The 11,945-nt window shown below is 72.1% G+C and carries 12 protein-coding genes; 4 read left to right on the top strand and 8 right to left on the bottom strand.

Annotated elements, in window-relative coordinates; genetic code table 11:
• Positions 1-75 precede the first annotated feature (75 nt).
• Entirely contained in the window at positions 76-378 is a 303-nt protein-coding gene (locus ACZ4VA_RS00790; protein WP_355783119.1) for a hypothetical protein, read from the top strand.
• A 382-nt stretch (positions 379-760) separates the two neighbouring features.
• Here the strand turns inward: ACZ4VA_RS00790 and ACZ4VA_RS00785 are convergent, their stop codons facing one another.
• A complete protein-coding gene (locus ACZ4VA_RS00785) occupies positions 761-1,726 on the bottom strand; it encodes a GlxA family transcriptional regulator (RefSeq protein ID WP_356173230.1) in 966 nt (321 codons plus the stop codon).
• A 229-nt stretch (positions 1,727-1,955) separates the two neighbouring features.
• Here ACZ4VA_RS00785 and ACZ4VA_RS00780 point away from each other — a divergent pair, with 229 nt between their 5' ends.
• Positions 1,956-2,405: a hypothetical protein gene (locus ACZ4VA_RS00780; protein WP_468079117.1), complete on the top strand. Its 450-nt coding sequence runs from the start codon at positions 1,956-1,958 to the stop codon at positions 2,403-2,405.
• A 10-nt stretch (positions 2,406-2,415) separates the two neighbouring features.
• Complete coding sequence (locus ACZ4VA_RS00775; RefSeq protein ID WP_402382953.1) at positions 2,416-2,934, top strand: levansucrase; 519 nt, start codon at positions 2,416-2,418, stop codon at positions 2,932-2,934.
• A 57-nt stretch (positions 2,935-2,991) separates the two neighbouring features.
• On the opposite strand, the gene ACZ4VA_RS00770 is transcribed toward ACZ4VA_RS00775, so the two are convergent.
• The 3 genes from ACZ4VA_RS00770 to ACZ4VA_RS00760 all read right to left on the bottom strand — a co-directional run bounded on the left by ACZ4VA_RS00770 (position 2,992) and on the right by ACZ4VA_RS00760 (position 6,676).
• On the bottom strand, positions 2,992-3,462 hold the full coding sequence (locus tag ACZ4VA_RS00770) for a hypothetical protein (RefSeq protein ID WP_355783599.1): 471 nt from the start codon (positions 3,460-3,462) through the stop codon (positions 2,992-2,994).
• Between the two features lie 209 nt (positions 3,463-3,671).
• Positions 3,672-5,180 carry an MFS transporter gene (locus tag ACZ4VA_RS00765; protein ID WP_356173242.1) on the bottom strand — a complete coding sequence of 503 codons (1,509 nt, stop codon included), beginning with the start codon at positions 5,178-5,180 and terminating at the stop codon, positions 3,672-3,674.
• Between the two features lie 134 nt (positions 5,181-5,314).
• Entirely contained in the window at positions 5,315-6,676 is a 1,362-nt protein-coding gene (locus ACZ4VA_RS00760) for a DUF445 domain-containing protein (RefSeq protein ID WP_388904015.1), read from the bottom strand.
• A gap of 203 nt (positions 6,677-6,879) precedes the next feature.
• Here ACZ4VA_RS00760 and ACZ4VA_RS00755 point away from each other — a divergent pair, with 203 nt between their 5' ends.
• Complete coding sequence (locus tag ACZ4VA_RS00755; protein ID WP_356173248.1) at positions 6,880-8,238, top strand: SGNH/GDSL hydrolase family protein; 1,359 nt, start codon at positions 6,880-6,882, stop codon at positions 8,236-8,238.
• A 39-nt stretch (positions 8,239-8,277) separates the two neighbouring features.
• Here ACZ4VA_RS00755 and ACZ4VA_RS00750 read toward each other — a convergent pair whose 3' ends face one another.
• The 4 genes from ACZ4VA_RS00750 to ACZ4VA_RS00735 are packed head-to-tail and all read right to left on the bottom strand — an operon-like array spanning position 8,278 to position 11,824.
• Positions 8,278-9,141, bottom strand: a complete 864-nt coding sequence (locus tag ACZ4VA_RS00750) for a DUF1707 SHOCT-like domain-containing protein (RefSeq protein WP_356176378.1) — start codon at positions 9,139-9,141, stop codon at positions 8,278-8,280.
• Between the two features lie 10 nt (positions 9,142-9,151).
• A complete protein-coding gene (locus ACZ4VA_RS00745) occupies positions 9,152-10,180 on the bottom strand; it encodes an ABC transporter ATP-binding protein (protein WP_468079113.1) in 1,029 nt (342 codons plus the stop codon).
• Between the two features lie 5 nt (positions 10,181-10,185).
• The gene (locus tag ACZ4VA_RS00740) at positions 10,186-11,031 is read right to left on the bottom strand and encodes an ABC transporter permease (RefSeq protein WP_468079111.1); all 846 of its coding nucleotides are present in this window, start codon (positions 11,029-11,031) and stop codon (positions 10,186-10,188) included.
• On the bottom strand, positions 11,024-11,824 hold the full coding sequence (locus tag ACZ4VA_RS00735) for an ABC transporter permease (protein ID WP_356176369.1): 801 nt from the start codon (positions 11,822-11,824) through the stop codon (positions 11,024-11,026). The genes ACZ4VA_RS00740 and ACZ4VA_RS00735 overlap by 8 nt, the downstream gene beginning before the upstream one ends.
• Between the last annotated feature and the right edge of the window lie 121 nt (positions 11,825-11,945).

Genomic DNA, 11,945 nt, shown 5'->3' with positions numbered 1-11,945 from the left:
GCGGTCGTCCTGCGGTGAGGTGAGCGCGTTAGCCTCGATGGCGATCGACCGAGTCGGCAGCAGCAGGAGGCAGCGATGGCGAAGGTTCCGGCCGCGGTGGTGGCCGCCGGCGGACTTGTCGGCGGGTACGGCGTCGCCCGGTGGACCGGGAAGCGGCAGCTGGGCGGGGTCGTGCTGGCCGCCGCCGGTGCCGCCGCCGGACGGCAGTGGCAGCAGCAGGCCGGTGGCAGGGCCGCCGGAGTACTGGGCGCCGCCTACGTCGCCGCCTTCGCCGGATCCCACCCCCTCGCCAAGAAGGTCGGCGCCTGGCCCGCCGTATTCGGCGTCGCCGGAGCCGTGGCGCTCGCCTCCTGGGCCGTCGCCGACCGCCACGCCTGATACCCGGGGTCGGCGGTCAGACCGGCGCCGTCGCAAACTTGCTGAGCCACCCGGCGGCCGAGCTGCGTCACCGTACGGCCGATTCGAGCGCCCTTGCCGAGCGGCCGTACGGATGGCCCGAGCCTCCGTCGCCGAGTCGCCGTACAGCCCCGCCCGAACGCCCCTCCCCCGGCCGCCGATCGGCCACAGTCCGAGCCTCCGTCGCCGAGCCGTCGTACTAGCCCGTCCGAGCGCCCCTGCCCGAGCCGCCGATCGGCCGGTCCGAGCGGTCGCCGCCGAGCCGCCCCACCTGCCCTTCTGGGCGCCCGTCTCGGACTCCCCCTACCGAACGTCATGAGCGCTCGCCGCCGGACCCTTCCCGATCCAGGAGCCCGCATCACCGTCACGCCGACGCGGCAGCCCCCGGCGCTCCCCGGAACGCCCTCCGGTATGCGTGCGGGCTCGTGCCCACGACGCGTCTGAAGCGGTCCCGGAATGCCGTCGGGGAGCCGAAGCCCGCCTGGGTCGCGATGCGTTCGACCGGGTAGGTCGTCGTCTCCAGGAGGTACTGGGCGCGTCGGACCCGCGCCCGGTGCAGCCACTGCAGCGGCGTCGTCCCCGTCTGCTCCCGGAAGCGGCGGTTGAGCGTGCGCGTGCTCATGCCCGCCTGGACGGCGATGTCCTCCAGGGTCAGGTCCCTGCCCGCGTTCTCCTCCAGCCAGTGCAGCAGGGGCTCCATCGTGCTGCCGGCGGGCGCCGGGGGCTGGGCGTGGACGATGAACTGGGCCTGCCCGCCCTCCCGTTCGAGCGGGACCACGGACATCCGGGCCGCGTGTGCCGCCACCGCCGAGCCGTGGTCCCGGCGGATCATGTGCAGGCACATGTCGATCGCGGCGGCCGCGCCCGCCGAGGTGAGGAACTGGCCGTTGTCGACGTAGAGGACGTTCGGGTCGACCGTGACCGCCGGATACCTGGCCGCCAGGTCCGCCGCCGCGACCCAGTGCGTGGTGGCCCGCAGCCCGTCCAGGAGCCCGGTGGCGGCGAAGACGAAGGCGCCGACGCAGATCGACGCGATCCGCGTGCCGTTCGCCGCCGCCGCGCGCAGCGCCTCCGCCACCCCCGGCGGCAGCGGCGCGCTCGGGTCCGCCACCCCCGGCAGGACGATCGTGTCGGCCTCCGCCAGCGCGTCCAGGCCGTACGGGGCCCGCACCGCGAACGGGCCCGCGCTCACCTCCTCGGCCACCGAGCAGACCCGGACCCGGTACGCCTCCCGGCCGTCCGGCAGCCGGGCCCACCCGAACGTGTCGATCGGGGCGGAGAGGTCGAACGGGATGACCTGGTCGAGCGCCAGTACGGCCACGGTGTGCATGGCGAGATCCTAGACATTCGCCGGATTGCAGCCAACCCGCCCCCAACCTGTTCAACCCCGACGGACCCGCCTTGGTTACCCCGGCCCGCCGCGGTGAACGGCGGCTCCTACCCCCGTCACCTCGATAGAAGCCCCAGCCCGTGGTCTCGCACGCCCCTGGCTGGAATCCGTTGACTCCTGGCACTATCGCCACTTCTGCAAGATCCGGACCGGCCCCTACCGTCGCTGCGTGACCAAGTTCCTCCTCGCCGTTCACGTCATCGCCGCCATCGTCGCCGTCGGGCCCGTCACCGTCGCCGCGAGTCTGTTCCCGCCCGCCGCGCGCAAGGTGCTCGACGAGCCCGCCGACGTGCAGGCCCTCGCGACCACGCGGCTGCTGCACCGAATCTGCCGGGTGTACGCCGCCGTCGGCGTCGTCGTGCCCGTGTTCGGGTTCGCCACCGCGAGCAACATGGGCGTCCTCGGGGACACTTGGCTGGTCGTCTCGATCGCGCTGACGGCGGCCGCCGCCGTGGTCCTGGCCGCGCTGGTCCTGCCCCGGCAGAGCGCGATCCTGGAGGGTACGGGCGACCGGGCGGCGACGGTCCGGCTCGCCATGTTCACGGGAACCTTCAACCTGCTCTGGGCCACCGTCACCGTTCTGATGATCATCCGACCGGGATCCACGACCGGCGCATAGGATCCCGCTCATGTACGCACAGCAGGGACCGCCGGGACACTCGGCGTCGGGGGCCTACCTGGCCTCGTTGGAACAGCGGTTGACGGCCGACGGATGCGGCACCCGGTGGGAGGACTGGGCCGGGGTGCCCGTCCTCGTCGGGCGCCGCGCGGACTTCCGTATGCGCTGGATGGCCACGCGGCTGCACCTGTTCACCGTGGCGGCGGCCGTCCCGGAGATAACCGTCGAGGCCATCTCGGGCTTCACCGACCAGGTGATGAAGTACGCCAAGGACAACAAGGGCGGCCTGCCGGTCGGCCTGCAGAACGGGATCGGCGCGTTCCCCGTGCTGGTCAGCGAGCGGGTCGACCCGGCGGCCGTGCAGTGGGCGGAGCAGCAGCAGCGCCTGAAGTTCGCCGTCATGACCCGGCCCGTGGTGGTCGACAGCGCCCGCCAGTACGTGGGCACCTACCGCGGCAAGCCCGCCCTCGGCCGCGTCTACGCCTCGCACTTCATCGAGAAGGGCTCCGCGTACTTCTACGGTCAGTGAGCCGGGAGTCCACACATCGGGCGCCCGAACCGGCGGTCCGGAGTCCTCAGTCGCTCCTCACGCGTCACAGGTGTGGGCGAACACCGCTTCGTCGTCCTGCGGTTCGTCCCTGAACTGCCGGGCCACCGCCGCCGCCACGAGTACCCCGGTGGCGATCACGAGCGTGTGGAACGCCCACACCAGCGGCCACGCGTGCGAGAACCCGTCCGGCGGGCCCGGGTGCGTGCGCAGGGAGAGGTGCATGAGCGCCGCCGGGGGCACCGCGACCAGCAGCAGCGGCCAGGCTAGGGCGTCGCGGTGGCCGAAGTAGGCCGCCAGGAGGAGCAGTGCCGCGGCGAGCAGCAGAACACCGGCGCCCGGCACCGGGGTGGTCTCGTCAAAGGCGCCCGGTATCCGCACGCGGTCGCGCAGATCCCAGGGCAGGCACAGGAGATACGCCGTCCCGGAGAGGGCGGCGCCGAGCACGCGCGTCAGCCAGCGTTCCGGCCAGGGGCGCGTTCGCAAGGGGCTCAACAGCTTCTCGGTCATGCGTACGAGGTTCCGCCGGAAGGAAACGCTCCGACAGAGTACGCGTACTCAGGTTCCCTTCCCCGGTACGCCCCGCATGGCATCGGAGGCCGCGCTCACCCGCCCCCGCAGCGCACCGGGCCCCCACACACACCGGCCCCGGCGCCCACAGGACGCCGGGGCCGTAACCAGACCGGGACCGGAAAACCGGGGTCAGACCCGGCCTGCGATCAGGTCGCCGGTGCCGAAGAGGTGTCGGACGCCGGCTTGTTCTCCGTCGCCGACAGGGGTGTGGCGATGTCCTCCAGCGACCGGCGCTCGGCGTTCACCGCCAGGAACACGGCGACCAGCCCCGCCGCGCACATCAGGCTCGCGCCGATCTGGAAGGCGAGCACCGTGTCGCCGACCACGCCGGACTCGGTGAGGTCCGCGAAGACGAGCGGACCGCTGATGCCGCCGGCGGCGGTGCCGAGGGCGTAGAAGAAGGCAATGGCCATGGCCCGGGTCTCCATCGGGAAGACCTCGGAGACCGTCAGGTACGCGCTGGAGGCACCCGCCGACGCGAAGAACAGCACCGCGCACCAGCAGGCCGTCATCGTCACCGCGTCCAGCGAGCCCTGGTCGAAGAGCCAGGCCGTGCCGAAGAGGAGGATGCCGGAGATCAGGTACGTCGAGGAGATCATGATGCGCCGGCCGACGGTGTCGAAGAGCTTGCCGAGCAGCAGCGGGCCGAGGAAGTTGCCGGCCGCGATGACCGCGAAGTAGTAGCCGGTCTTGCCGGTGGGCACGTCGAAGAACTTGGTGAGGATGGCGCCGAAGCCGAAGGTGATCGCGTTGTAGAGGAACGCCTGGCCGATGAAGAGGGCGAGTCCGAGCGTGGCCCGCTTGGGGTAGCGGCCGAAGACGGTCTTGGCGATGAGGCCGAAGCCGATGCTCTTGCGCTGCTCGATGGTGATCTCGCGGTCCGGCGCCGGGAGCGGCTGCCCCTTCTCCTCCTCGATCTCGCGTTCGACGGAGGTGACGAGGGCGTCGGCGTCCTCACCCTTGCCGTGGATGAACTGCCAGCGCGGGCTCTCCGGCACGTGTCGCCTGACCAGCAGGATCACCAGTCCGAGGACGACGCCGAGGGCGAAGGTGAGCCGCCAGCCGACGTTCTTCGGGAAGATGTCCGTGTTCAGCATGACGATGGAGAGCAGGGCTCCGCCGATCGCGCCGAGCCAGTAGCTGCCGTTGATGATGAGGTCGACGCGGCCGCGGTACTTGGAGGGGATCAGCTCGTCGATCGCGGAGTTGATGGCCGCGTACTCGCCTCCGATGCCGAAGCCGGTGAGGAAGCGGAAGGTGAAGAACCACCACGGGGAGAAGGACACGGCGGTCAGCGCGGTCGCGGCGAGATACACGGCGAGCGTGATCATGAACAGCTTCTTGCGGCCGAACCGGTCGGTCAGCCAGCCGAAGAACAGCGCGCCCGCGCAGGCACCCGCCACATAGAGCGCCGCCGCGATGCCGGTGACCTGCGCCGAGGTGATGGCCAGTCCGCTGCCGTCCTCGGAGAGGCGGCCGGCGATGTTGCCGACGGTGGTGACCTCCAGGCCGTCCAGGATCCAGACGGTGCCGAGGCCGATCACGATCATCCAGTGCCAGCGTGACCACGGCAGCCGGTCCAGGCGGGCCGGTACCGCGGTCGTGACGGTTCCCGTGGAGCCGGGCACTGAGGCCGGCGTCGCTGATGCTGTCATGGCTCCCTCTTCGTTGAGTGACCCCGGGGGTGACCCAGTTCAGAGTGCCCTGGTCTGCGCTTCTCACGCCCGCCGGGGCGGGCGCCCGGGGTACCCGCGTGGGCTCCCCGCCCCGCCCGTCCGGGCACGTCGTCTCAGGCCCCCAGGGCGCGGGACACCACGTAGATGAGCAGTCCGGCCAGCGAGCCGACCACCGTGCCGTTGATCCGGATGAACTGCAGGTCGCGGCCGATGTGGGCCTCGATCTTCCGGGTGGTGTGCTCGGCATCCCAGCCGGCCACGGTGTCGGTGATCAGGGAGGTGATCTCCGTACGGTAGGTCGTCACCACGTACACCGCGGCCCCCTCGACCCAGCCGTCGACCTTGCCCTGGAGCTTGGGCTCGGTGGCCATGCGGGCGCCCAGGGAGAGCAGCGAGGCCCTGACCCGCAGGCGCAGTTCGCTGCGCTCGTCCTCGGCGGCTGAGACGATCATGGCGCGTACGGCCGTCCAGGCGGACGCGATCAGGTCCTGGACCTCGCCGCGGCCGAGCACCTCGCCCTTGAGGCGCTCCACGCGGGCCCGGGTGTCGGTGTCGGACTGGAGGTCGGAGGCGAAGTCGGTGAGGAAGCGGTCGAGGGCGCCGCGGGCCGGGTGCGAGGGCGCGTCGCGCATCTCGGTGACGAAGCGGAGCAGTTCCTTGTAGACCCGCTCGCCGACCTTCCTGTCGACGAACCGCGGGGTCCAGCCGGGGGCGCCGCCCTGCACGGCGTCCATCACCGAGTCGCCGTGCAGCACCAGCCAGTCGTGGGCGCGCACGCAGACCAGGTCCACGACCCGGTGGTGGCCGCCGTCGGCGACGACCCGCTCCAGCATCTTGCCGATGCCGGGGGCGATCTCCTGGGCGTCGGCGCGCCGGGTGATGGCCTCGCCGACGACCGCCTGGACGTCGGAGTCGCGCAGCACGGTCAGCGCCCCGCGCAGCGCGGTGGCGAGTTCGGCGGTGACGCGGTCGGCGTGCTCCGGTTCGGCGAGCCAGGCGCCGAGCCGGCTGCCGATGCCGACGGCGCGCAGCCGCTGGCGTACGACCTCCTCGGAGAGGAAGTTCTCCCCGACGAACTCGCCCAGGGAGACGCCGAGCTGGTCCTTCTTGTTCGGGATGATCGCCGTGTGCGGGATCGGCAGGCCGAGCGGGTGACGGAAGAGGGCCGTGACCGCGAACCAGTCGGCGAGCGCGCCGACCATGCCGGCCTCCGCGGCGGCGGCCACGTACTCCGCCCAGGCGCCCGCGCCCTGGTGGGACGCCCACTTGGCGAGGACGTACACGAGGGCGACGAAGAGCAGCAGGCCGGTCGCCGTGATCTTCATCCGGCGCACCCCGCGGCGCTTCTCCTCGTCGGCGGGGCTGAACGTGTTCATGGCCCGCCCGGACGGGCCCGCGGCCGGACGGTTCCCGGGGGCACCCGGCCGGGCATGCTGCCCCTCGGCACCTGTTTCTTCCGCTTTCGTACGTTCCATCCGCTCCACCCGCTCGGTGACCTCGTACACATTGTCCCTTCCTGACCGACTCATGGAACGGAACAGGAGTTCCCGGCGTCTGTCCGGACGGGAGTTCAACCGGGGACCACAGGGGTCTTTCGGAGTTCTTCTTCCCCATGCCGCATCATGGGGTCATCACATCGGAGCCTCGGGCTCCCGTCGTCCGAGGAGACACGCACCGCATGACCAAGCGTCACGTCGGGGGTGCGGGGGTGTCCCCCGCACGACACGGCGCCCTGCTCGCCGCGATCATCGCCGTGATCATGACGTTCTCCGCCGCCATATACGTCGGTGTCTCCACCGACGAGGGCGGCGCCGAGACCGATCTGGCGAGCGGCCGCACCCCGCACAACTCCGCCGCCCCGGCGTCCACCGGCACCTGGGTCGGCTCCTGGTCGGCCTCCCCGGCCGGCGCGGAGCCGGGCACCGAGACGAACGGCATGGCGGGCCGCTCCGTGCGCAACGTCGTGCACGCCGGTGTCGGGGGTACGAGTGCCCGCGTCACGCTGTCCAATCTCTACGGGCAGCAGCCGCTCAGCATCACGCACGCCACCCTCGCCGTCGCCGCCGCCCCGCACGACGCGGCGGCCGCCGCCGACACCATGCGCCGGCTCACCTTCGCCGGGAACGCCTCGGTGATCATCCCGGCCGGGCGGCAGGTCATGAGCGACGCCGTCCGGGTCACCGTCCCGCGCGGCGGCGACGTCCTCGTGACGACGTTCTCGCCCACCCCGTCGGGCCCGGTCACCTACCACCCGCAGGCCCGGCAGATCTCGTACACCGCCGAGGGCGACCGCACCGAGGACGTCACCGGCACCGCGTACACCGGGCAGACCCCGTACTGGCGCTACCTGACCGCCCTGGACGTGCTGAGCAACGAGTCGGACGGCACGGTCGTCGTGATCGGCGACTCGCTGACCGACGGCGTCACCTCCACCGTGGGCGCCAACCGCCGCTGGACGGACGCCCTTTCGGCCCGCCTGCGCGAAGCCGCCGGCTCCGGCGACGTGCCCCGCTACAGCGTCGTCAACCAGGGCATCAGCGGCAATCAGGTCCTGGCCTCCGGCCTCGGCCGCCCCGCCGACAACCCGAGCGGCCTCTCCCGCTTCCAGCGCGACGTCCTCGGCCGCACGAACGTCAGGGCCGTCGTCGTCGACCTCGGCGTCAACGACATCCTGCGCAACCCGAACCAGGCCGACCCCCGTCTGATCGTCGGCGGACTGCGCAAGCTCGTCGCGCAGGCCCACGCCCGCGGACTGCGCGTCGTCGGCGCCACCCTGATGCCCTTCCAGGGGCACCGCGGCTACAGCGACGACCGCGAGGCCGTACGCCAGGCCGTCAACGCGGAGATCCGCTCGGGCCGGGTGTACGACGACGTCGTCGACTTCGACAAGGCGCTGCGCGACCCGTACAACCCGCGCCGGCTGCGCTCCGACTACGACTCGGGCGACCACCTGCACCCGAGCGACAAGGGCTACCGCGAGATGGCCGACTCCTTCGACCTGGGCGACCTGAAGGGCGCGGCCCCGGCCGAGCTCTGACGGGCCCCGGCGCCGGGACGGCCGTCCCGGCGCCGCCGGTCAGTGGCCCCCGTGCCACCGCCGGCCACGGTCCTCGCGCCGCGCCTCCCGGCGCTCCGCGTGCCGCTCCCGGCGCTCCTGACGCTCTGTCAAAGACCCGCGTCGCGAGCCGTCCCGCTCGTCGGACTCGTCGAAGCCGTCCTCGCCGTCGTGGTCGTCGAGGTCCGGCCCGGCGGAGCCCTGGAGTTCCTTGCGGGCCGCCTTGCGCTCCAGCTTGAGCCGTCGGCGCTCCTCCTTCAGACGCAGCCGCTCCGCCTTCGTCAGCTTGCGCTCCACCCCCACCCCGCCCCAGAAGGCGAACCCGGTGACGACCACGCGCGGCGCCCCCGGGTCACCCGGCACACCGTCCTCGCGGTGGTCGAAACCGCCCATCACACCGACACCGCGCACGACGACCTCGACGCCCGGCGGCACCAGGATGTTCACGCCGCCCATGACCGCGACGCAGTGGACGACGACCTCACGCTCCGCGAAGTTCGCCTCCCGCAGGTCGAGATCACCACCGCCCATGAACGTGAACGCCGTGAAGCGCCGCGGCACGGTCCAGCGCCCCTTGCGCTCGAACCCCGACAGCACGGCGACACCCCAGGACGACGAGCCCTCACCGCCGACGATCCGCTCGCCCCAGCCGCCGCGCTCCGCGGGCACACCGGCCGGGAACACCGGCGCGACGGCGTCCGCGCCGGGCAGATCACGGGTGATCGGCGCCAGCTCGCCGTACGTACGGGCCCGGTACGTCGCCTCCAGCCGCTCCTCGAACTCCTCCATGTCGAGGCGGCCTTCGGCCAGCGCGTCCCGCAACTGCTCGGCGACTCGTTCACGATCGGCGTCGGAGGCCCGGAGCCCGGGGAGTTCGTCCGTCATGCCGAGCAGCCTACGAGTTCGCCCTCTCCGCGTACATCTTCGCGATGACCGCCTCGATGTCGGGCTCGCGGACCGACAGATCCACCAGCGGATACTCCGCCGCGATCCGCGCCACCAGCGGAGCCGCCGACTGCGCGGCCGGGAAGGCGAGCCACTGCCGCGGCCCCTCCACCCGCACCACGCGCGCCGACTCCAACTGGACGGGCGGCAGTTCACGCTCCAGATCCACCACCAGCGTCCGCTCCGCCTCCGCCACCTCGTGCAGCCCGGCCAACGCACCGTCGTACATCAGCCGCCCGTGGTCGATGACCATCACCCGCCGGCACAGCTGCTCGATGTCGGTGAGGTCGTGCGTGGTGAGCAGCATCGTCGTGCCCTGGTCCGCGTTCAAGTCCCGCAGGAAACCACGGACCTTGGCCTTGGAGACCACGTCCAGGCCGATCGTCGGCTCGTCCAGGTACAGCACCTCCGGGTCGTGCAGCAGCGCCGCCGCGATGTCCCCGCGCATCCGCTGCCCCAGCGACAGCTGCCGCACCGGCACGTTCAACAGAGGCGCCAGCTCCAGGAGTTCGACACACCGGTCGAGGTTCTCCCGGTAACGGCCGTCGGGGATGCGGTACATGCGGCGCATCAGCCGGTAGGAGTCGATCAGCGGGAGGTCCCACCACAGCGTCGTGCGCTGCCCGAAGACGACACCGATCCGCTGCGCCAGCCGGGTCCGCTCGCGCGAGGGATCGATCCCCGCGACCCGCAGCCGGCCCCCGCTGGGCGTGAGGATCCCCGTCAGCATCTTGATGGTCGTCGACTTCCCCGCGCCGTTCGGGCCGATGTAGCCCACCATCTCCCCGCGCGCCACGGTGAACGAGAGGCCGTCCACCGCCCGCACCTGCCGGCGCTCGCCCCGCAGGAACCCGGTCCTCCTGCGTACGTCGAAGACCTTCTCGACACCGTCGAGTTCGATGAAGCCCTGCCCGGCCGCAGCCGGTCCGCCGGCCGCGACGGCCGGCCCCCCGTCCGGGGCGACGCTGTGACGGTCCATGTCCGCTAACTCCCTGTACTCCGGTAGGAACGCAGTCCCACACGCCAGGCCAGACCCGCCAGCGCGCAGCAGCCCGCCGCCACCAGCGGCGGCGTGAAGGCCACCCAGGCCAGCAGATCCAGCGGATAGGGCCGCCCCAGCACGTACAGCGCGGGCAGCCAGTTGACGAAGGCCAGCGGCAGCACGAAGGTCACCCCGCGCACCAGGTCCTTCGCGAAGACGGTCGGCGGGTACTGCAGCAGCGTGTTGCCGCCGTACGTGAAGGAGTTCTGCACCTCGGAGGCGTCCTGCGCCACGAACTGGAACGCCGCGCCCGCCACGAACACCGCCGCGAAGATCGCACCCCCGCTGAGCAGCGTCACCGGGATCAGCAGCACCTTCAGCGGACTCCACGCGATGTCGAGAGCGGCGACGGCCCAGCCGAGGACCAGCAGCCCCTGCGTGATCCGGCCCAGCCGGCGCAGCGCGAAACGGTCCGCGGCGACCTGCGCCAGCACCGGCACCGGACGCACCAGCAGCGTGTCCAGCGTGCCGTCGCGCACCCGCCGCCCCAGCCGGTCCATCGACCCCATCGCCAGGTCCGCCAGCCCGAACGCCGCCCCCGACAGCCCGTAGAGGAACGCCACCTCGGGCAGCGAGTAGCCGCCCAGCCGGTCCACCTGCGAGAACATCAGCAGGATCGCCGCGAAGTCCAGCGCGGTCGCCGCGAAGTTCCCGAACGCCGTCATCGCGAACGACGCCCGGTACGCCATCGTGGAGCGGATCCACATCGCCGCGATCATGCGGTACGCGCGCAGGGCCTCCCGCACCCGCCCGTACCCGCCGCCCGCGCACGCGCCGCCGTCAGCCACCCTGCACCACCACCCGCCGGGTCGCCGCGCCCTGCAGCAGCCGCCCGGCCGCCAGCAGCCCCACCGCCCACGCCGCCTGGAACGCGTACGTGGACAGCGGCTCGGCCCGGCCGAGCAGGACGTCCACCGGCGCCTGGATCAGCGACGCCCACGGCAGCGCGCGCACCACCTCGCCCAGCACCCCCGGGAACACGTTCAGCGGCAGCAGCATGCCCGAGCAGAAGATCCCCGCCAGGAACGCCAGTTGCGCCACCCCCGCCCCGTCCAGCAGCCAGAACGCCGACAACGCCACCAGGAAACGGATCGCGAAACTCACCACCACCCCGAGCGCCACCGCGACCAGGAACGCCAGCCACGCCAGCGGATCGGCGGGCAGCGCCAAATCGAAGACGAACGCGCCGAACACCATCGGCACCACCCCCCGGCCCAGCAGGTGGAACAGCGCCCGCCCCGCGTCCGCGGCCAGCCACCACGCCTGAAGATCCACCGGCCGGTACAGGTCGATCGCGATGTCGCCGGTGCGGATCCGCTCGATCAGCTCGTCCTCGAAACCGCCGCCCATCACCGCGACCACCATCAGCATCGCCTGCCCCAGCCACACGTACGTCAGCGCCTGCGCCTGGTCGTACCCCCCGAGGTGCGGCCTCTCGTGCCACAGCGCCAGATACGTGTACGCCAGGATCAGCCCGAACACGGTGTTGGTGAACACGCCCGCCGCCGTCGCCGTCCGGTACGTCGCGTACCGGCGGAACCCGCTCACCGCGACGGCCGCGTACAACCGCGCTGTCCCCACGAGCCCAGCCCCCTTCGCCGCTCCGGGCCAAAGCGCACGAGCCTAGCCCGCAGGTGGCGCGGCTTGCCACGCATTTTTCCGTCGCGACACGTTGCGGGATCGGGGAACGGAACGCCCGGTG

Source organism: Streptomyces sp. NPDC028308, from assembly GCF_055565855.1.
This window is presented reverse-complemented; position numbering and strand designations above follow the sequence as displayed.